Origin of the sequence: Nonomuraea sp. MG754425 (assembly GCF_021699195.1) — a bacterium.
GTDB lineage: Bacteria > Actinomycetota > Actinomycetes > Streptosporangiales > Streptosporangiaceae > Nonomuraea.
The window spans coordinates 35325-54250 of sequence record NZ_SSXE01000045.1 but is presented as its reverse complement, the minus strand read 5'-3'; the positions used below and the strand labels follow the sequence as shown (position 1 = coordinate 54250).

At 71.2% G+C, this 18926-nt stretch carries 21 protein-coding genes; 13 read left to right on the top strand and 8 right to left on the bottom strand.

Annotation, left to right across the window (positions count from 1 at the left end; all coding sequences use genetic code 11):
• The coding region (locus FAF44_RS18005; protein ID WP_237104337.1) for an extracellular solute-binding protein at positions 1 to 559 on the bottom strand (559 nt) is incomplete at its 3' end.
• Between the two features lie 327 nt (positions 560 to 886).
• Between FAF44_RS18005 and FAF44_RS18000 the strand changes: the two genes are divergently transcribed.
• Together FAF44_RS18000 and FAF44_RS17995 are read left to right on the top strand one after the other, a co-directional pair.
• Positions 887 to 1363 carry a low molecular weight protein-tyrosine-phosphatase gene (locus FAF44_RS18000; protein ID WP_237104336.1) on the top strand — a complete coding sequence of 159 codons (477 nt, stop codon included), beginning with the start codon at positions 887 to 889 and terminating at the stop codon, positions 1361 to 1363.
• Complete coding sequence (locus tag FAF44_RS17995; protein ID WP_237104335.1) at positions 1360 to 2154, top strand: fructosamine kinase family protein; 795 nt, start codon at positions 1360 to 1362, stop codon at positions 2152 to 2154. The genes FAF44_RS18000 and FAF44_RS17995 overlap by 4 nt, the downstream gene beginning before the upstream one ends.
• A gap of 12 nt (positions 2155 to 2166) precedes the next feature.
• Here the strand turns inward: FAF44_RS17995 and FAF44_RS17990 are convergent, their stop codons facing one another.
• On the bottom strand, positions 2167 to 3018 hold the full coding sequence (locus FAF44_RS17990; RefSeq protein ID WP_237104334.1) for a TetR/AcrR family transcriptional regulator: 852 nt from the start codon (positions 3016 to 3018) through the stop codon (positions 2167 to 2169).
• A gap of 63 nt (positions 3019 to 3081) precedes the next feature.
• On the opposite strand from FAF44_RS17990, the gene FAF44_RS17985 reads away from it, so the two are divergent.
• Entirely contained in the window at positions 3082 to 4767 is a 1686-nt protein-coding gene (locus FAF44_RS17985; protein WP_237104333.1) for a right-handed parallel beta-helix repeat-containing protein, read from the top strand.
• On the opposite strand, the gene hisN is transcribed toward FAF44_RS17985, so the two are convergent.
• On the bottom strand, positions 4764 to 5561 hold the full coding sequence (gene hisN / locus FAF44_RS17980) for a histidinol-phosphatase (protein WP_237104332.1): 798 nt from the start codon (positions 5559 to 5561) through the stop codon (positions 4764 to 4766). The two genes, FAF44_RS17985 and hisN, sit on opposite strands and share 4 nt — an antisense overlap.
• Positions 5562 to 5627: 66 nt before the next feature.
• Between hisN and FAF44_RS17975 the strand changes: the two genes are divergently transcribed.
• Positions 5628 to 6116 (top strand): DUF4442 domain-containing protein, encoded by a 489-nt coding sequence (locus FAF44_RS17975; RefSeq protein WP_308193339.1) that lies wholly within the window; start codon positions 5628 to 5630, stop codon positions 6114 to 6116.
• 162 nt (positions 6117 to 6278) lie between these two features.
• On the opposite strand, the gene rsgA is transcribed toward FAF44_RS17975, so the two are convergent.
• The 3 genes from rsgA to aroA are packed head-to-tail and all read right to left on the bottom strand — an operon-like array spanning position 6279 to position 9291.
• Entirely contained in the window at positions 6279 to 7346 is a 1068-nt protein-coding gene (gene rsgA, locus FAF44_RS17970; protein WP_237104340.1) for a ribosome small subunit-dependent GTPase A, read from the bottom strand.
• A complete protein-coding gene (locus FAF44_RS17965; protein ID WP_237104341.1) occupies positions 7343 to 8014 on the bottom strand; it encodes a hypothetical protein in 672 nt (223 codons plus the stop codon). The genes rsgA and FAF44_RS17965 overlap by 4 nt, the downstream gene beginning before the upstream one ends.
• Positions 8011 to 9291 carry a 3-phosphoshikimate 1-carboxyvinyltransferase gene (gene aroA / locus FAF44_RS17960; RefSeq protein ID WP_237104330.1) on the bottom strand — a complete coding sequence of 427 codons (1281 nt, stop codon included), beginning with the start codon at positions 9289 to 9291 and terminating at the stop codon, positions 8011 to 8013. Before aroA ends, FAF44_RS17965 begins: the two co-directional genes overlap by 4 nt.
• Before the next feature lie 288 nt (positions 9292 to 9579).
• Between aroA and FAF44_RS17955 the strand changes: the two genes are divergently transcribed.
• Together FAF44_RS17955 and FAF44_RS17950 are read left to right on the top strand one after the other, a co-directional pair.
• Complete coding sequence (locus FAF44_RS17955) at positions 9580 to 10323, top strand: SOS response-associated peptidase (RefSeq protein ID WP_237104329.1); 744 nt, start codon at positions 9580 to 9582, stop codon at positions 10321 to 10323.
• Between the two features lie 150 nt (positions 10324 to 10473).
• Positions 10474 to 10806 (top strand): TraR/DksA C4-type zinc finger protein, encoded by a 333-nt coding sequence (locus FAF44_RS17950; RefSeq protein WP_237104328.1) that lies wholly within the window; start codon positions 10474 to 10476, stop codon positions 10804 to 10806.
• A gap of 90 nt (positions 10807 to 10896) precedes the next feature.
• On the opposite strand, the gene FAF44_RS17945 is transcribed toward FAF44_RS17950, so the two are convergent.
• Positions 10897 to 11649, bottom strand: coding sequence for a class I SAM-dependent methyltransferase (locus FAF44_RS17945; RefSeq protein WP_237104327.1), 753 nt, complete (start codon positions 11647 to 11649; stop codon positions 10897 to 10899).
• A gap of 233 nt (positions 11650 to 11882) precedes the next feature.
• Between FAF44_RS17945 and FAF44_RS17940 the strand changes: the two genes are divergently transcribed.
• From FAF44_RS17940 to FAF44_RS17910, 7 genes are all read left to right on the top strand, one after another.
• Positions 11883 to 12488, top strand: a complete 606-nt coding sequence (locus tag FAF44_RS17940) for a sigma-70 family RNA polymerase sigma factor (protein ID WP_308193338.1) — start codon at positions 11883 to 11885, stop codon at positions 12486 to 12488.
• A complete protein-coding gene (gene rsrA, locus FAF44_RS17935) occupies positions 12485 to 12751 on the top strand; it encodes a mycothiol system anti-sigma-R factor (RefSeq protein ID WP_237104326.1) in 267 nt (88 codons plus the stop codon). The genes FAF44_RS17940 and rsrA overlap by 4 nt, the downstream gene beginning before the upstream one ends.
• A gap of 29 nt (positions 12752 to 12780) precedes the next feature.
• Positions 12781 to 13722 (top strand): NAD-dependent epimerase/dehydratase family protein, encoded by a 942-nt coding sequence (locus FAF44_RS17930; protein ID WP_237104325.1) that lies wholly within the window; start codon positions 12781 to 12783, stop codon positions 13720 to 13722.
• A gap of 221 nt (positions 13723 to 13943) precedes the next feature.
• The gene (locus FAF44_RS17925) at positions 13944 to 15299 is read left to right on the top strand and encodes an HD-GYP domain-containing protein (protein WP_237104324.1); all 1356 of its coding nucleotides are present in this window, start codon (positions 13944 to 13946) and stop codon (positions 15297 to 15299) included.
• Positions 15296 to 16591, top strand: coding sequence for an HD-GYP domain-containing protein (locus FAF44_RS17920; RefSeq protein WP_237104323.1), 1296 nt, complete (start codon positions 15296 to 15298; stop codon positions 16589 to 16591). The genes FAF44_RS17925 and FAF44_RS17920 overlap by 4 nt, the downstream gene beginning before the upstream one ends.
• 198 nt (positions 16592 to 16789) lie before the next feature.
• Complete coding sequence (locus FAF44_RS17915) at positions 16790 to 18148, top strand: acetyl/propionyl/methylcrotonyl-CoA carboxylase subunit alpha (protein ID WP_237104322.1); 1359 nt, start codon at positions 16790 to 16792, stop codon at positions 18146 to 18148.
• A gap of 41 nt (positions 18149 to 18189) precedes the next feature.
• The gene (locus tag FAF44_RS17910) at positions 18190 to 18402 is read left to right on the top strand and encodes a biotin/lipoyl-binding carrier protein (protein ID WP_237104321.1); all 213 of its coding nucleotides are present in this window, start codon (positions 18190 to 18192) and stop codon (positions 18400 to 18402) included.
• Positions 18403 to 18406: 4 nt separating this feature from the next.
• Here FAF44_RS17910 and FAF44_RS17905 read toward each other — a convergent pair whose 3' ends face one another.
• Positions 18407 to 18787: a thioesterase family protein gene (locus FAF44_RS17905; RefSeq protein ID WP_237104320.1), complete on the bottom strand. Its 381-nt coding sequence runs from the start codon at positions 18785 to 18787 to the stop codon at positions 18407 to 18409.
• Between the last annotated feature and the right edge of the window lie 139 nt (positions 18788 to 18926).

The window sequence follows — 18926 nt, the reverse complement described above, 5'->3', positions numbered from 1 at the left end:
GGATGGGGGTGGCGGGCAGGGTGGCGCTGGGGTTGTCGGCCTTGATGGCGGCGTCGTCCCACTTGGTGATCTTGCTGTTGAAGATCCCGGCGATCGTCTTGGGCGAGAGCTGGAGGCCCTCGACGCCCGGCAGGTTGTAGACGACGGCGACGGGGCCGGTCACCATCGGGATGTTGATGGCGTTGCCCGTCTTGCAGCGGTCGTTGGCCTGGGTGGGCTCGTCGTCCTTGAGCGCCGAGTCGGAGCCGGCGAAGGAAACGGTGCCCTGGATGAACGCCTGGACGCCCGCGCCCGAGCCGCTGGGCTGGTAGTTCAGAGTGACACCGGGGTTGGTGGCCGTGAAGTTCTTCGTCCACTCGGTGATCGCGTTGGCCTGGGCCGAGGAGCCGGCGGCGTTGATCGTGCCACTCACACCGGCGTTGTCGTTGCCCGCGGCGGGCGCGCTGGCGCTGGCCGAGCTGGTGGTGCCACTGCCACCAGCGTTGTTGTCAGTGCCGCACGCAGCGAGCGAGAGCGCGCCGACGACGGCGACGGCGGCGAGCCGGCCTGCATACTTCACGGTTGGGTTCCTCCCACTTGGTCCTTAGTCGCTCTGAAACGTAGGCCCGGAAAGTGACTCGGTCCCCGAGAGCAGATGAACGGACAGTGAACGCTGCCGGTCGGCGTGCTACATGAGCGGTCAAGCGGGCTGGGCTGGGGATCTGACGCTGAGTCGCCGCTCCGCCACCGCCCCCGGCTGACTCTCGCTTGGTGCGGTGTTCATCCGGGACGCCGGTGTCGCGGGACTGAGGGGAACGGGTGGGGCGGGGTCGTGACCGTGTTCATCGCAGGTTCAGCGGCCGGGTGGCGGTGCGGGTCATGGGCGCGGGTTGGCGACAATGGAGGCATGTCTTACCGCGTATGCCTGGTGTGCATGGGGAACATCTGCCGCTCGCCGATGGCCGAGGTCGTCCTGCGGCGGACGCTGGCCGATCGCGGGCTTGCCGACCGCGTCACCGTCGAGAGTGCCGGCACCGGTGGCTGGCACGCCGGGGACCCGATGGACGAGCGGGCGCTGGAGATGCTCGCGCAGCACGGCTACGACGGTTCGGCACATCGGGCCAGGCAGTTCACCAAAGACTGGTTCGACCGCCACGACCTCGTGCTCGCCATGGACCGCGACAACCTGGCCAACCTCCGGCGGCTGGCCCCCGACTGGGCGGAGGTGCGGCTGTTCCGCTCGTTCGACCCGGCGGCGCCCGAGGGGGCCGAGGTGCCGGATCCGTACTACGGGGGCCGCGAGGGGTTCGAAGAGGTGCTGGAGCTGGTGGAGACCGCGTCGGAGGGCGTGGCCGAGCACATCGCCGGCGAACTGTCCGGGTGAGGGTCACCGAGGAGCTGGGCGCGTCGCACGGGTGGCGGCTGCGGCGGGGCGTGCTGGACGACGGGCGCGAGGTGTTCGCCAAGTTCGGGGCGGCCTCGGAGGTGTTCGCCTCGGAGGCGGCCGGGCTGCGCTGGCTGGCGGAGGCCGCCGGGGTGCCCGCGGTGCCCGAGGTGATCGAGGTGGGGCCCGACCGGCTCGTGCTCTCCTGGGTCGTCCAGGAGCGGCCCGGCCCGGAGGCGGCCGAGCGGTTCGGGCGGTCGCTGGCCCGGCTGCACCGCGCGGGGGCGCCGGGCTTCGGCGCGCCGTGGCCCGGGTTCATCGCCGAGCTGCCGATGGACAACTCGCCGGCTCCTGACTGGCCGACGTTCTACGGTGAACGCCGGGTGCTGCCGTTCCTGCGGGCGGCCCGGCTGCCTGCCCCCGACGTCGCGCTGGTGGAGCGGGCCGTGGGGCGTTTCGCCGAGGTCGCGGGGCCGGCCGAGCCGCCCGCGCGCATCCACGGCGATCTGTGGAGCGGGAACGTGCTCTGGTCCGGCGGGGACGCGGTGCTGATCGATCCGGCGGCCCACGGCGGGCACCGGGAGACGGACCTGGCGATGCTGGAGCTGTTCGGGCTGCCGTACCTGGATCGGGTGCTGGGGGCCTATCGGGAGGAGTGGCCGCCGGCGGCGGGGTGGCGGGAGCGGGTGCCGCTGCACCAGCTCCATCCGCTGCTCGTGCACGTGGTGCTGTACGGGGGCGGTTACCGCGACAGCCTGATGGGCGCGGTGCGGCGGGTGCTGGCGCTGTAGTCGCGGGCGGGGTCAGTCGTCCTTGCGCCTGCGGTAGGCGCGTTGCCGGCAGGCGCGGGAGCAGTAGACGCGTGGCCGGCCCGACGCGGCGGGCTCCAGCTCGTTGCCGCACTCCTGACAGGTCTCGGCGCGGCTGCTTTCGTCACGGGTTTCGTCACGGTATTTGTCGCGCTCGCGGATGAGGGTCTCGACGCCGTCGAGGAGGCGGCGCAGGCCGAACTCGAAGGAGTCCTCCGGGTGGTCCCATCCGCCGCTCTCCCACAGGCGGGTGATCGTCGGGTAGCGGCCGAGGCGCTCGTACAGGGAGTCGCGCGAGCCCCACCACTCCTCCTCGGACACGCCGCTGCGGCGCTCCTCGCGCCGCGTCTCGACCAGGAGCAGGGCCTCGGCGTCCACGAAGCGGCCGAGCAGCCCGATGACCGCGATCACCTCGGACGGCCTGAGCGCGGTGCCCTCCAGCGTGGCGAGCATGTGGTCGTAGTGGGCGACGGCGTGCGGCCCCGGGACGTGACGGGTGCCGCGTACCTCGGCCAGCCAGGGGTGCCGCCGGCGGATCTCCCATGCCTGCCGGGCGATCGCCGCCAACCGGGCGCGCCAGCCCTCCCGCTGCGGCAGGTCTGTCGGGTGCTCGCTCATGGCCTCGTCGCGCATGAGATCGACGAGCTGGTCGCGGCCGGGCACGTGACGGTAGAGGGACATGGTCGTGAAGCCGAGCCGGTCGGCGACCTTGCGCATGGACAGGCCCTCCAGCCCGTCGGCGTCGGCCAGTTCGACCGCGGCGCGGACGATCCGGCCCACGCTCAGGCCGGGGCGCGGCTGCGGCTCCTCCTCCCGCCACAACAGTTCGACGGGATCGTGGCTCATTGGCATCCTCCAAGTTTATGGTGTACTACTGCGTGTACGGCATAAACAGAGTGGAGGTTCGCGATGTTCCACGTTTCCCCCGAAGGCGACGACTCCTGGCCCGGCTCGGCCGAGCGCCCGTTCCGCACCCTCGAACGTGCCCGGTCGGCGGCTCGCGAGACGCACGGCGGGACCGTCGTGCTGCGGGGCGGCACCCACGTGCTGACCCGGACGTTCGAGCTCACCGAGGCCGACTCCGGGACGGTCTACCAGGCGTACGGCCATGGCACCGCCTCGGCCGAGGAGGTCGTGCTGAGCGGTGGCCGGTCGATCTCGGGCTGGCGGGAGCGCGACGGCGTCTGGCTGGCCGAGGTCGGCGACCTGGAGACCCGCCAGCTCTACGTGGACGGCCGCCGGGCCGCCCGCGCCTCCGTCCCCGGGCTGCCCGGGGCGGCCAGCGCGACCCCGGAGGGATACGTCACGGACAGCCCCGAGCCGCGCGGCTGGCGCGACGCCGAGTTCGTCCACCGGGGCGTCTACCCCTGGACGGAGGCGCGGCTGCCGATGGCCGGCGCGGCGGCCGACGGCGACCGGACGGTGATCACCATGGCGCAGCCGGGGTTCGGCTGGGCGACCGAGCTGTACAACTCCACCTGGGACGGCGCCACCTCCCGGGGGCCCGGCCTGCCCACGGCGATCGAGAACGAGCCGAGCTTCCTGCGCGAGCCCGGCACCTTCGTGCTCGACCGGTCCCGGCCCGGCGGCCACGTGCTGCGCTACCTGCCGCTGCCGGGGGAGGACCCGGCGGTCACGAGCGTGGTCGCGCCGGTCCTGGAGACGCTCGTCCGCGTCACGGGGGCGCGGGAGGTGGCGTTCCTGGGCCTGGTGTTCGCCGACGCCACCTGGTCGCGGCCCGGCCGTCCCGAGGGGTTCGTGCACTACCACGGCAGCGGCTACTACGAGGGCGGCGGCGTCGAGACGGCCGTGCTGGGCGAGGGCGCCTCCGTGACGTATCCGACGGATTCCGTCACGATTCCCGCCTGCGTGCGGTTCGAGGACGCGTCCGGCGTGAAGATCGAGGGCTGCCGGTTCACCCGCTTCGGGGCCTCCGGGCTGGGCGTCTCCGGCGGCGACGGGCTCACCGTGCGGGGGTGCGAGTTCGACACGTTGTCGGCCGGGGGCATCGTGGTGTCCGGCAGCCGGGCGACCCTCGTCGAGGACAATCGGGTGCGGCGCGTCGGGCTGGAGTTCAGCGGCTCGCCGGGCATCGCCGTGACCGACACGCAGGGGTGCGTGGTCGCGCACAACGAGGTCACCGAGGTGCCGCACTGCGGCATCGTGGCCGGGCCGGGCGAGGGCACCCGGATCCTGCGCAACCTGACCGTGGACACCATGCGGGTGCTGGCCGACGGGGGCGGGGTGTACCTGAGCGGGCCGCAGAGCGGTGGGGCCGAGGTGCGTGGCAACGTGATCATGGACACCCGCACGCCGTACAACTTCGGGCTCTATCTCGACTACGGGGCCAACGGCGTGACGGTCGAGGAGAACGTCGTCATGCGCGCCGACAACACCTCTGTCCTGCACGTGGGTCCGCCGCTGGAGGACGTCGTCTTCCGGGGCAACTTCTGGGACGCCGACCCCCTCGGCCACGACGACCCGCCCGGCGGGGTCACCTACGAGGGGAACGTGACCCTCGCCGACGAGCGCGAGCTGAACGCCGCCACCGAGTCCATCCGGTCGCGGGCCGGGTTGCTGAGCCGTCGGGGCTAGCTCCTGATCGAGGTGCCGGTGAGGCGGTTGATCACCTCGTCGTGCAGGGTGCCGTTCGTGCAGACGAGGCTGCCGCCCTCCAGGCCCTTCACCCCGGAGACGTCGGTCCAGACACCGCCGGCCTCCTCGACGATCACGGTGAGCGCGGCCATGTCCCACGGGGACAGCTCCGGCTCGGCCGACAGGTCCACCGAGCCCTCGGCGACCATCATGTGCGACCAGAAGTCGCCGTACGCCCGCGTGCGCCAGCAGGCGCGGCTGAGGTCGAGGAAGTTGTCGAGCTTGCCGGCCTTCTCCCAGCCACCGAAGCTCGAGTACGAGAACGAGGCGTCCTCCAGGGCGGACACCGAGGACACCTGCATGCGGCTGGCCTTGGTCAGGCTCTTGCCCGTCCACGCCCCGCCCTCGGTCGCGGCCCACCACCGCCGGCCGAGGGCGGGGGCCGACACCAGGCCGACGACGACCTTGCCGTACTCCATGAGCGCGATCAGCGTGGCCCAGACGGGGACGCCGCGCACGTAGTTCTTGGTGCCGTCGATGGGGTCGATGATCCAGGACCGGGCGCCCCACCCGGTCTTGCCGAACTCCTCGCCCACCACCGCGTCGCGTGGCCGGGCACGGCGCAGCGTGCCCCGGATGGCCTCCTCAACCGTACGGTCGGCGTCGCTGACCGGCGTCAGGTCGGGTTTGGTCTCGACCTTCAGGTCGACCGCCTTGAACCGTCGCATGGTCAGATCGTCGGCGGCGTCGGCCATGACATGCGCGAGACGAAGATCATCGGTATAACCCTGCACGATCGCCCACGCTACCGTGTCGGGTATACAGAACATCAGCCACCAGCGCCCCTTTTCTGGTAACTCATGGTCCAGTTACTGGCGAGTAGCATGTCCAGCATGTCGCTAGATGTCGGTGGACTCCTGCTGGATACAGTCCCGTTTGCCCGGACTCTGGGCATCGTTTTCGACGCGGTCGGGGACGGGCGTGCGGTGTGTCACGTGCCCGATCGTCCGGATCTGCGCAACCACGTGTCCGGGCCGCACGCCGGGGTGCTCTTCACGCTCGCGGAGTCCGCGTCGGGGGCCGCCGTGCTGTCGGCCCTGGGTGACCAGCTCAGCCGGGCGGTGCCGCTGCCCACGACGGCCACCATCGAGTACCGGAAGGTGGCGCTGGGGGAGGTGCGGGCCGAGGCCCGGATGCTGGCCGACCGTGAGGAGATCGTGGCCAGGCTGGACGCGGGGGAGCGGCCCGTGTTCGACGTGGCGGTCTCGCTCACTGACGCCGGCGGTGTCGTGGTCTCGTCCCTGACCGTCACCTGGACCCTCCGCCCGAACCGGCCGACGGACACCTGACCGGGGCGGCCTTCGGTCGCCTGGGTTTCGTGGAGTCGGTGGACACCCGGGTTCGGGTGTCTTGCCCGACTTCCGGAAGGCGGTGGTCGCGGGCCGGCTGGTGAGCATGCCAAGGCCAACGCGGTGGTCCTCGGTGCGTGGCCGGTGCCGGTTCGGGGTGCGTCAGTCGGGGACGGTTTCGCGGCGGGTCGTGGACGAGTCCTCCGGCGTTCCGTCGCGGCTGGACAGCAGGCGGCGCAGCGACTCCAGCCGGGCCGGATCGGCGTTGCCGGCCGCGACCCAGGCATCGAGCGCGCAGCCGTCGGCCAGGTGCGTGCAGCCCTTCGGGCAGTCGACCGTGCCCTGCACCAGGTCGGGGAAGGCCGCCAGCACCGTCTCCACCGACACGTGCGCCAACCCGAAGCTGCGTACGCCGGGCGTGTCGATGATCCAGCCGCCTTCCGGCAGCTCCAGCGCCACGGCCGAGGTGGAGGTGTGGCGGCCCCGGCCGGTGACCGCGTTGACCTGGGAGACGGCGCGGTTGGCATCGGGGACCAGGGCGTTGACCAGCGTCGACTTGCCGACGCCCGAATGGCCCACCAGGACGCTGATGCGGCCGGCGAGGTGGTCGCGCAACTCGTCCAGCGAACCGCCCTTGTGGACCACCACGTGCGACACGCCCAGCGGTTCGTACAGGGCCACCAGCTCATTCGGCGGCGCGAGGTCGGACTTGGTGAGGCAGAGCAGGGTGTCGATCTCGGCGTCGAAGGCCGCGACCAGGATCCGGTCGATCATGCGTGGACGCGGCGGCGGGTCAGCCAGGGCGGTCACGATGACGAGCTGGTCGGCGTTGGCCACGACCGGCCGCTCGATGCCGTCGGTGTCCTCGGTGTCGTCGGCCGAACGGCGCAACATCGACGTACGGGGCTCCACGCGGACGACCCTCGCCAGCGTGTCGGGACGGCCCGAGACATCGCCGACCAGCGCCACCCTGTCGCCCACGACGATGCCCTTACGACCCAGCTCGCGGGCCTTCATGGCGACCACGAGCCGGCGCTGGGGCGGCTTGCGCTTCTGGGCCGAGCCCTTCGGACGTTCGGGCTCGACCAGCGTGGTGTAGCGGCCCCGGTCCACGGCGACCACGAAGCCTTCCACCGCATTCTCGTGCGCAGGACGAATCCGGGTCCGAGGGCGGGAACCCTTGCCCGGCCTGACCCGTACGTCGTCCTCGTCGTACTCCCGCTTCCTCAGCGGTCCGCTCCCATACGCTCGCTTCCCCTCTGTGCCTGTGCCGGCGGTGACATGACCGCGCGCCGCCGGTGATCTCGATGTTGTCGGACGAGGCGGCGGAGGCCGCCTCTCCATGGTGCCTCAGCCACCGGTCGGCAGCCGTGACGGTACCGGCCGGCACGGCTCGCGCCGCCCGCGATCTCCCACCGCCGTGCCACGCCGATGGCGAGATCGGCGGTGCGCTTGCGGACGACGGGGGTGCCGCCGCCGGAACGGGTGGTGGTGTCGGTGCGGGTGGTGCGCCGCCGGAGCCGTCGGAATCGGTCGAACCCTGATCGGCGGAACGGGTCGTGAGCGGGCCGGCACCGGTGCGCGTGGCTGCGACCCACGCCGGGCCGGTACGCGCGGGTCGCGCCCGTGGCGTGCGTGCTGACGGTTCGGAGGTCGCCGATGCGCGTGCCGACAGTTCGGGTGCCGGTGGTGTACGTGGAGATGTAGCCGGTGTCGGTCGGGTACCCGCCGCCCCGGTCCGGACGGGCGGCGGCGTCGTGCCGGTGGATCTTCTCGTCGCCATGCGGGCAGCACGTCGTCACGGCGAGCCGCCCTCCTTCGAGGTGCCCGACGAGCCCCGGGCGAAACCAGCACCCCGGAAGACGGCCGCCTTCGGCCCTGCTCAGCACGGTCATCACGCGTCCAGCATCGCCGTCCACATCTGGACGAACTCCGGCAGTGTCTTGGCCGTCGTCGCGATGTTCTCCACCTCGACCCCCGGCACCGCCAGGCCGAGCACCGCTCCGGCCGTGGCCATGCGGTGGTCGTCGTAGCTGTGGAATGTGCCGCCGTGCAACGGGCGGGGACGGATGATCAGGCCGTCGTCGGTCTCCTCGGCGTCGCCGCCGAGGCGGTTGATCTCGGTGGCGAGCGCGGCGAGGCGGTCGGTCTCGTGGCCGCGCAGGTGGGAGACGCCCCGGATGCGGCTCGGCGTCGAGGCCAGCGCCGCCAGCGCGGCGATCGTGGGGGTCAGCTCGCCCACCTCGTGGAGGTCGGCGTCGAGGCCGTCGACCCGGCCCGTGCCCGTGACCACCAGGTCGGTGGCGCTCGCGGGAGACCGGGTGACCGTGGCGCCCATCGTGGTGAGAAGGTCGCGCAGCGCGTCGCCGGCCTGCGTGGTGTGGACCGGCCAGGCGGGGATCGTGACCGAGCCGCCCGTCACCAGCGCCGCCGCCAGGAACGGGGCCGCGTTGGACAGGTCGGGCTCCACCGTCATGTCTCTGGCCGCGATCGGGCCGGGCTCCACCCGCCACACGTCGCGCTCACCGGTGTCGACCCGGACGCCCACCGCCCTGAGCATCTCGACGGTCATCTCGATGTGCGGCTGCGAGGGCACCGGCGGGCCCACGTGCCGGATCGTGATGCCCTTCGCGAAGCGCGCGGCCGTCAGCAGCAGGCCCGAGACGAACTGCGACGAGCCCGAGGCGTCGAGCGTGACCTCACCGCCCGCCATCGGCCCGCTGATCGTGAACGGCAGGGCGTCGTTGTCGATCCGCGCCCCGAGCGAGCGCAGGGCGTCGAGGATCGGCCCCATCGGGCGCTTGCGGGCGTGCGGGTCGCCGTCGAACGAGACCGGCCCGTCGGCCAGCGCGGCCATCGGGGGCACGAACCGCATGACCGTGCCCGCCAGGCCCACGTCGACGTGCGCGCCGCCACGGACCGGGCCCGGTGTCACCTGCCAGTCGACCCCCGCGGAGGTCTCCCGCGTGGACTCCAGCCTCGCTCCCAGGGCCCGCAGCGCAGACACCATGAGATCGGCGTCGCGGCTGCGCAGCGCCTGGCGCACGACTCCCGGACCGTCGGCGAGCGCGGCGAGCAGGAGCGCGCGGTTGGTCACCGACTTGGAGCCGGGCAGCGGGACGGTGGCGGTGACCGGGGTGGTCGCCGTCGGTGCGGGCCAGTGCGGAGCGGGCATGGTCAAAGAGTACTGGCCGTGACGCGGCTGAGGTCACAGCCTGTGGACAACGACTGGCACGCTGTCGCTCCCTGTGGACAACCACCACCGACAGCGCCCCCACGGCACAGCCATGCACGCACGGGGAGCCCACACCCGCACGCGACCGGACACAGCCGGCCGGCCAGGCAAGGCACGCGGCCGGCCAGGCAAGGCACGCGGCCGGACGTAAGGACACGCGAGCGGACCACGGCCGGACATGCGGCCGCAAGCACGACATGGCAGTGCACGACATGGCAGTGTGGGGCCATGTGCGGTAGATACGCCTCGGCGCGCAAGAAACACGAGTTGCTCGAGGAGTTCGAGGTCGAGCAGGACGCCGAGCCCGACGAGGAACTCGGCGCCGACTACAACGTCGCGCCCACCAAGAACGTCTACGCCGTGCTGAGCCGCGTGCCCAAGGAGGCCGAGCGGGCGGTGCGGCAGCTCAGGGTGGTGAAGTGGGGCCTGGTGCCGCCGTGGGCCAAGGACCCGTCGATCGGCTCCCGGCTGATCAACGCCAGGGCCGAGACGCTGGCCGAGAAGCCGTCGTTCCGCCAGGCGTTCGCCAAGCGCCGCTGCCTGCTGCCGGCCGACGGCTACTTCGAGTGGATGCCCGTCGAGGGCGAGAAGAAGAAACAGCCGTACTTCATCCATCCCGCCGACGGCGGGGTGCTGGCCATGGCGGGCCTGTACGAGTTCTGGAAGGACCCGTCGCGCGACGACGACGACCCGCTCAAGTGGCTGGTGACCTGCACCGTCATCACCACGAACGCCGAGGACCACCTCGGGCGCATCCACGACAGGATGCCCATGATGATCGAGCGGGAGCGCTGGGCCGACTGGCTCGACCCCAAGCTCACCGACACCGCCGAGGCGGGCCGGCTGCTGGTGCCCGCCGAGTCGGGACGGCTGACGGCGTACGCGGTCTCCACGGAGGTCAACAACGTCCGGAACAATGGCCCGGACCTCATCAAACCTCTCCCAGAAGAGGAGGAAACCGCCCTTTTCTGAGGTGTAAGGAGCGCTTGCAGCGGGCATCCGGTGAGGAAAGCGATGCATCCGTTTACTCGGTGTCACCGCCAATATGCCCCTAATGCGCCGGGCGGGACATCCGGGGAGTCCTGGCCGCGGATTGCCCTCATTCACCGGAGGTGCGGATTCGTGGACGACACGACCGCTCGTGAGCGGCTCGAAGAAATGCTCGTGGAACTAGATCGTTCGATCGGCGTCCTCCAGGGCGACCCCGTCGCCGTACGCGAGCACTCCGCGGCGGACGGCGGCTCCGACCTGACCGACGCCGACCATGCCAGGGCCATGCTGACCGTGGCCACCACGCAGCGCCAGGCGATCACCGCGGCGATCAGGCGGATCGAGGAAGGCGTGTACGGCAGGTGCGCCGACTGCGACAAGCCGGTGCCGGACGGCCGCCTGGAGGCCCGCCCGGAGGCCGCGCGCTGCGTGCAGTGCCAGGGCAAGCAGGAGCGCCGCCGCTGAGGTGACGGGCGCGGGCTCCAGGAGCCTGCGAGCAGCCGCGGAGCGCACGCCGCCGGACACGAGGAACGGCGGCGCGACGGCCCCGGCGGGTCACCCCTCCTGCGGACGGCGGGCGCTGGCCACCAGATGGATGCCCACGGTGTCGTCGTCGTTGGGCTGTGCCTCGAGCTCGGTGCGCACCAGGTAGTTGAGGGCCCGCGCGTCGGAGCTCAGCACGTGGTCGACCGTGGACGGCGACAGCACGGTACGCGGACGCATCCACTCCACCTCCAGCCCGGCCCCGATCAGCAGCTCGCGCAACTGGCCGCTGCTGAAGCAGCGCGTGATGCTGCCGTCGGGCCAGGGCACCAGCATGACCTCGCCGGTCTGGCGCAGGTGCTGCCACTGCTCCTGCTCGGCCAGGATCGCCATGCCGAGCACCAGCGAGTCGACGCACACGAGCGCCCGGCCGCCGGGGCGCAGCACCCTGGCCACGTCGTTCATCGCCGACTCGGCCATCAGTTCGATCGACAGCACCCGCTCCTCGGCGAGCACCGCGTCGACGCTGGCGTCGGGCAGGAACGCCAGATCGTCGGAGCGCACGTGCCGGACGCGGTCGGCGTCGCGCAGCCGGGACTGCCCGTCGACGGCGTTCCGGCGGAAGTCGAGCACCTCGATCACCCGGTGCCCCAGCCTGGCGGCCTGGCCGGACCACCTCCCACGGCCGCCGGAGAGATCGAGGATCACGGAGGGATCACCTGGAAGCCATCGGTTGAGTTGTTCGGCGGCGACGGCGCGGTAGAAGGTCCAGTACGGCCCGAGCGTCCCCGAGCCGTTCAGTTCCTCGGCCGGAATGGGCAGCACACGCGACTCCTGGGTTCCGGGAAATGGGCTACCAGCCGGTACGTATGACGTTCCCCGCACCGGGTCCTTCCTACCTTCTATCTTGCGGGAACAGACAAGGGCGCGGGCGTGTTGCGACGAGCATGCTCACATTGGTAGAACCCCAGCCCGCTGACCGGTCGGTCGCGGGCCAGCGGGTATCCTCCCCTGAGTACGGTGTACCGCCACAGCCGGCCACCGGTGATCTTAGGGGGGTGGGTCCGGTGCCCGCGACAGGCGCGGAGACGCTGGAGCAGCGAAGCGAGCGATTCGAGCGCGACGTGATGCCGTATCTCGAGCAGCTCTACTCCGCCGCGCTCCGGATGACCCGAAATCCCGCGGACGCGGAGGACCTGCTGCAGGAGACCTTCGCCAAGGCGTTCGCGTCCTTCCATCAGTTCCAGCAGGGCACCAACCTCAAGGCGTGGCTCTACCGGATCCTGACCAACACCTTCATCAACAGTTATCGCAAGAAACAGCGCGAGCCGAAGCAGTCGGGCACCGAGGAGATCGAGGACTGGCAGCTCGCGCGGGCTGAGTCGCACACCTCGAGCGGCCTGAAGTCGGCCGAGGTGGAGGCGCTGGAGCACCTGCCCGACGGTGACATCAAGCAGGCGCTGGCGGCCCTGCCGGAGGAGTTCAGGATCGCCGTCTACCTGGCGGACGTCGAGGGCTTTCCTTACAAGGAGATCGCCGACATCATGGGCACTCCGATCGGCACCGTGATGTCGAGGCTGCACAGAGGACGCAGGCAGCTCAGGAGCCTCCTTGAGGACTATGCTCGCGAGCGTGGCCTGGTCCCGGCGGAGGGATCGAAATGAGCTGTGGCAACGCGCACGACAGCGACTGTCGCGACATTCTGGACAAGGTTTACCGCTATCTTGACGGCGAGCTGACCGAGACGGACGTCGCGGAGATCCGCGTACACCTCGACGAGTGCAGCCCGTGCCTGAAGGAATACGACCTGGACAAGGCGATCAAGGCGCTCGTGCACAAGCACTGCGGCTGCGACCCGGTTCCGGCGGACCTGCGTTCGAAGGTGCTGGCCCGTATCGCAGAGGTGAGAGCCGAGCTGGCCGACTGACGGCGGTTGAGCCGACTAGGATCACCCTCATGCGCGTTTTGGTCACCGGGGGTGCCGGGTTCATCGGTTCGAATCTCGTCGATCGTCTGCTGGCCGACGGGCACGAGGTGCACGTCGTCGACGACCTGTCCTCCGGTTCGCGCGACAACCTCGCCGACGCCGCCCGCGCCGACCGGTTCCGGCTGCACGAGCTGGACATCCGCGACCCGGCGCTGATCGGGCTGATGACGGAGCTCCAGCCGGAGGTCGTCTGTCACCTGGCCGCGCAGATCAGCGTGCGCAACAGCGTGACCGACCCGGCGCACGACGCCAGGCTCAACGTCGAGGGCACCGCGGCCGTGCTCAACGCGGCCCACCACGGGCGCACCCGCAAGGTGGTCTTCACCTCGTCGGTCGCCGTCTACGGGCGGCCCGCGACGATCCCCGTGCCCGGCGACGCCGCCACGGACCCGCGCTCGCCGTACGCCGCCTCCAAGCTCAGCGGCGAGATCTACCTCGCCACCTTCCGCGCGCTCTACGGCATCGAGTACACCACGCTGGTGCTCTCCAACGTCTACGGCCCCCGCCAGTCGCCCGACGGCGAGGCGGGCGTGGTGGCCATCTTCACCGACGCGCTGCTCAACGGCACGCCCACGGTCGTGCACGGCGACGGCACCCAGACCCGCGACTACATCTACGTCGGCGACGTGGTCGACGGCCTGGTGCGGGCGTGCGGGCCCGACGGCAACGGCCGCCGCTACAACCTCGGCACCGGTCTCCAGACCACCGACCGGCGCCTGCACTCGCTGATCGCCGACGCGGCGGGCGCGCAGGACAAGCCGGGCTTCGCGCCGCCGCGCGTGGGCGACCTGCCGGCGATGGCGGTCGACCCGGTGCCCGCCCACGAGGGGCTCGGCTGGCAGCCGCGTACCGACCTGTCGACCGGGGTCAAGAAGACCGTCGAATGGGCCGCCGGTCGTCGCGTGAAGTAGTGGCTTGATTACGCTTTGCTTGCGATTTCCGACTCCGCCCGTACGGCCACGTCGTGTTCTGTAGCGTGAACCCCACAAGTCGACGTGGAGGCGTGTGGATGTCCAAGGTTACGGTCGCCCGGCTGCTCACGGCCATCGCACTGGTCGCTCCTGTGGTCATGCTGATCGGCGGAGCGGTTACTCCTGGGGTGTCCTGGACCTGAACGCCGTAGGGGGCCGCAATGCGTGATCTGCCGTGGCCCGCAAGGGTCTATCTGGTCGCCGTGATCGGTGCGGCGGCCGCTCTCGTCGTACGCGGCGTGATCGTCACCGGCGCGCCCGTGGCCACGGGGGACCTCGACATCCTCCTGGTGCTCGCCCTGCTGTTCCTGGTGTGCGAGTCGATGCCGACCCTGCTCAACGTGGAGCAGTTCGCGGTGTCGGTGAGCTTCTCCGCCTCGCTGGCCGCCGTCGTGCTGCTCGGCCCGGAGGGCGCGGCGCTGGTGGGCCTCATCGCCGTGCTGAGCGTGCGGCCGGGGCTGCCGCTGATCAAACGGCTGTTCAACGGCGCGCAGTTCGCCATCTGCGGCTTCGTGGCCGGCCGCGTGTACGAGGCGCTCGACGGCCGGGTGGGCGTGCCCGAGGTCAACGCGTTCGACGACCTGATCGGCCCCTATGTCGCCGCCACCGCCGTCTTCGTACCGCTCAACATCGTGCTCACGCTCACCATGGTCGGGCTGGCCACCCAGGTGCGAGCCACCGAGGTGCCCATGCGGGGCATGGGGCAGTTCCTGATGTCGTATCTGGGGTACGGCACGTTCGGGCTGCTCGTGGCGGGCCTGTGGGCCACGGTGGCGTCGATCTCGGCGGTGCTGGTGCTGCTGCCGCTGTTCGTGGCGCGCTGGGCGTTCGGGCAGTACCACGCGCAGCAGCGCTCCTACGACGCCACGATCGCCGCGCTGTGCCAGGCGGTCGAGACGAAGGACTACTACACCAGAGGCCACTGCACCCGGGTCTCGCACGCCTCCTCCATGATCGCCCAGGAGGTCGGCATGGGGCTGGAACGCGTGCGCGCCATCCGCTACGCCGGCATGCTGCACGACGTCGGCAAGCTGGGGGTGCCCACCAAGGTGCTGCAGAAGGACGGGCCGCTCACCGAGGAGGAGTTCGCCGCGATCCAGCTCCACCCGATGCGCGGGCTGGAGATCGTGCGCGGGATCGGCTTCCTCGACGAGGCGTACGCCGGGATCATGCACCACCACGAGAAACACGACGGCACCGGCTACCCGATGGGGCTGGCGGGCGACGAGATCCCCGAGTTCGCGAAGGTGATCGCGGTGGCCGACGCGTTCGACTCGATGACCTCCGACCGTTCCTACCGTGGCGCCAGGCCCGTCCCCGAGGCCGTCGAGGAGCTGCGCAAGAGCGCGGGCACGCACTTCGACCCGGTGATGGTGGCGGCCTTCATCCGCGCCCTCGACCGGGAGCCGTGGCAGCCGCCGCGCCGGGTGGACGCGCCGCCGCCCGACGCCTCCGAGGCCACGATCAAGGACCACGACGACCCGACCATGCCCATCCAGGTCGTGACCGGCTCATGATCACCACAGAGCGCGTCAGGCGCTCCTCCGAGCGATCGCTGAACACGGTCCTGCGCCGGCTCGACTCCGGCCAGCTTCTGCTCATCTGCGCGGCCGGGCTGGTGGCGGTGGCGGGCGTGGCCCACACGGCGGCCGTCGGGCTCGACCGGCCGGAGATCGCGGTCGGGTTCGGGGCGCTGATCGCGGTCGGCGAGCTGGCCAGGCTGACCATGCCGGGCAACAGGGAGGTCGCGCCGATCGGCGCCGCCGCCGCGCTGGGTTACACGCTGCTGCTCGACCTCAGCCAGACCCCGCTGGAGCACTCGGCGCTGCAGGTGGTGGCCGTGATCGCGGCGGGCATGACCGCCGGAGCGCTCCCGCACCTGGCGGTGGGGCGTCCGCCGCGCCTCGACGCGATGGCCAGGCGGCTGCTCACCGGCGCGCTGCTGGCCTTCGCGTTCCGGCCGCTGGCGACCCCGCTCTTCGACCTGACGAAGCCGCCGACCCGCACGTGGTGGCCGGCGCTCATCGTGATGGTCACGCTCATCGCGATCACGCTGCTGATCGACGTGCTGATCGCCGCGCTGCTCCGTGCCGAGCAGGTGCGCACCGCGTTCCGGGTGGCGGTGCGCGACGAGATCAACATGGCCTTCCCGCTGGGCGCCGCCGTGGCCGCCTCCGGCGTGCTGCTCGCGCTGGCCACGCACAGCATGGACCTGGTGGCGCTGCTGGTGTTCGCCGCGCCGCTGCTGGTCACCCAGGTGGCCTTCCGCAAGTACGCCGGCATCAGGGCGACCTACCTGCAGACCGTCCGCGCCCTGTCGCGGGTCACGGAGGTGGGCGGTTACGTCGAGCCGGGGCACTCGCGCCGGGTGAGCCGCCTGTCCGTGGCCATCGGCCGGGAGCTGGGCATGGCCGAGCCCGAGCTGCTGGAGCTGGAGTACGCCGCGCTCATGCACGACATCGGCCAGCTCTCGCTGCGCGACCCGATCCCGGGCGGCGCGACCGTGCTGGCCGAGCCGGAGCAGGCCCGGCGCATCGCCGAGCTGGGCGCGGAGGTGATCAGGCAGACGGGGGTGCTCGACCGGGTGGCCGAGGTCGTCAGCCGCCAGTGCGACCCGATCACCGACGACCCGCCGCTGGCCAGCCGCATCATCAGGGTGGCCAACGCCTACGACGACCTGGTGGGGCCCTCGACCGACCGCGATCGCGGCGGGGCGGCGCTGGAGCGGATCCGGCTGTCGTCCGGGAGCGCGTACGATCCTCATGCGGTGGAGGCGCTCGGCCGGGTGATCGACCGCGGGCGCGGCTGAGCGACCCGCCGCCACCTGCCGAGCCGAACGTGAGCAGCCGTCATGATGGACGGCGGTCGAGTCCGAGCCCTACAGTCGGCGGCCCGACTCCAGGGTTTCAGGGCGCTCACTTTTGTGGGGTTCCTACAGTTCGTGCCAGCAAGGTCGGTGGTTTCGGGGGAAAGGGGTCAGGGCGGTCCCGGCCATAGGGTGGTCGGCGTGCTTACTGAGACGCTCGGACCCGTGCTGATCGCCAACCGAGGTGAGATCGCGCGGCGGATCATCCGCACGGTCAAGCGGATGGGCCTGCGCGCCATCGCGGTCCACTCCGAGGCCGACGCCGACCTGCCGTTCGTTCGCGAGGCCGACGAGGCCGTGCTGATCGGCCCCGCCAACCCGGCGCAGAGCTACCTCGACACCGCCAAGGTGCTGGAGGCGGCACGCGCCACCGGCGCGAAGGCGATCCACCCCGGCTACGGCTTCCTGTCGGAGAACTCCGCGTTCGCCCGTGCCGTCATCGAGGCAGGGATGGTGTGGATCGGTCCCACCCCCGAGGCCATCGACAAGATGGGCGACAAGATCAACGCCAGGAACCTCATGGAGGCCGCGGGCGTGCCGGTCGCCGCGGGCACCCGCGAGCCGGTCACCGATCTGTCGCTGGCGCTGAGGGCGGCCGAGTCCATCGGCTACCCGGTCATGGTCAAGACCGCGGGCGGTGGCGGCGGCATCGGGATGAGCGTGGCCCACGACGACGAGGGGCTGGCCAAGGCGTACGAGCAGGCGGCGCGGGCCGCCGCCCGGTTCTCCGGCGGCGACGCGCTCGAAGGCCCCGCCGTGCTGCTGGAGCGCTACATCGAGCGGGCCCGCCACGTCGAGGTGCAGATCCTCGGCCTGCCCGGCGGCAAGGTCGTGGCGCTGGGCGAGCGCGACTGCTCGGTGCAGCGCCGCCACCAGAAGGTCGTCGAGGAGTCCCCCTCGCCCGGCATCAGCCCCGAACTGCGCGAGCGCATGCTGGCCGCGTCCGTACGGGCCGGCGAGGCCGTCGGCTACCTGGGGGCGGGCACCGTCGAGTGCCTGGTCGACGCCGACAAGCAGGACTTCGTGTTCCTGGAGATGAACACCCGGCTCCAGGTGGAGCACCCCGTCACCGAACTGGTCACCGGGCTCGACCTGGTCGAGCTGCAGTTGCGCGTGGCCGCGGGGGAGAGCCCCGAGGTGTCGGCCGAACCCAGGGGGCACGCGATCGAGTTCCGGGTCTACGCTGAGGACCCGAAGAGGTTCTTCCCGGGCCCCGGCAAGATCACGACGTGGGACGAGCCCACCGGCGACGGCGTGCGCGTCGACTCCGGCTACGAGTCGGGCAACACCGTCACCCCGTTCTACGACCCGCTGATGGCCAAGCTCTGCGTGTACGGCTCCGACCGGACCGACGCGCTGGAGAAGGGCCGTAAGGCGGTGGCCGAGTTCGCGGTCGAGGGGCCCAAGAACAACCTGCCGTTCTGTGCGGAGCTGCTGGAGAACGCGGAGTTCGTCACCGGCGACTACGACACGGGCCTGGTCGCGCGGATGCGCGCCTAGACCGCATGAGATTGTTGAATCAGTGAAAGAGGGGAGTCCCGGTGGCTGAGGTACGCGCTGAGATGGTGGCGAACGTGTGGAAGGTCGTCGTCAGCGAGGGTGACACCGTCTCCGATGGCGACACGCTGGTCATCCTCGAGTCCATGAAGATGGAGATCCCGGTGCTCGCCGAGGACGACGGCGTGGTGGCGCGGCTCAAGGTGGCCGAGGGCGACGTCATCCAGGAAGGCGACGTGATCGCCGTCATCGAGTAGGTCGTCAGCGCCGGGTGCGGGCGAGGAACCTGGCACGATCGACCACGACGCGCTCGATCGTGCCCTTGCCCACCACCGTGTGATCGTCGTGGGCCTCGAACGCGAAGACCAGCCGGCGGCCGTCCACCTCGGTCAGCTCGACCCCGACCCGCACCTGCGTGCCGAGCGGGCTGGCGGCCAGGTGTTCGAGCTCGACCCGGGTGCCGACGGACGTCTCGCCGGGGGCGAGGTGCCGTTCGACGGCCCGTACGGTGGTCGCCTCGGCCACGGCGAGCAGGCGCGGCGTCGCGAGTACGGGCACGTCTCCGCTGCCGATCCGCTTGGCGGTGTCCTCCATCTCGACCACGATGAGCATTTGGGCGCGCAGACCTGGGACGAGCGTCATGGAACGAGCCTCTCACACGGCCGCTGACTTCCCGGAAACGCGGACAAGTGTGGTTCGAAGGCCCCAGGATAGGCTTTGTACGGCTTAAGGCATTTGAGTGGCATGTGGGTCAGGCGAGTCGTACACTCTCTGAGTTCCG

Excerpts from the sequence above, each read along its gene's own strand:
- FAF44_RS17920 (WP_237104323.1), top strand. The coding sequence starts at position 15,296 with ATGATCACCACAGAGCGCGTCAGGCGCTCCTCCGAGCGATCGCTGAAC.
- aroA (WP_237104330.1), bottom strand. The coding sequence starts at position 9,291 with ATGCCCGCTCCGCACTGGCCCGCACCGACGGCGACCACCCCGGTCACC.
- FAF44_RS17905 (WP_237104320.1), bottom strand. The coding sequence starts at position 18,787 with ATGACGCTCGTCCCAGGTCTGCGCGCCCAAATGCTCATCGTGGTCGAG.
- FAF44_RS17930 (WP_237104325.1), top strand. The coding sequence starts at position 12,781 with ATGCGCGTTTTGGTCACCGGGGGTGCCGGGTTCATCGGTTCGAATCTC.
- FAF44_RS17925 (WP_237104324.1), top strand. The coding sequence starts at position 13,944 with ATGCGTGATCTGCCGTGGCCCGCAAGGGTCTATCTGGTCGCCGTGATC.
- FAF44_RS17955 (WP_237104329.1), top strand. The coding sequence starts at position 9,580 with ATGTGCGGTAGATACGCCTCGGCGCGCAAGAAACACGAGTTGCTCGAG.
- FAF44_RS17990 (WP_237104334.1), bottom strand. The coding sequence starts at position 3,018 with ATGAGCCACGATCCCGTCGAACTGTTGTGGCGGGAGGAGGAGCCGCAG.
- FAF44_RS17985 (WP_237104333.1), top strand. The coding sequence starts at position 3,082 with ATGTTCCACGTTTCCCCCGAAGGCGACGACTCCTGGCCCGGCTCGGCC.
- FAF44_RS18000 (WP_237104336.1), top strand. The coding sequence starts at position 887 with ATGTCTTACCGCGTATGCCTGGTGTGCATGGGGAACATCTGCCGCTCG.
- rsrA (WP_237104326.1), top strand. The coding sequence starts at position 12,485 with ATGAGCTGTGGCAACGCGCACGACAGCGACTGTCGCGACATTCTGGAC.
- FAF44_RS17975 (WP_308193339.1), top strand. The coding sequence starts at position 5,628 with ATGGTCCAGTTACTGGCGAGTAGCATGTCCAGCATGTCGCTAGATGTC.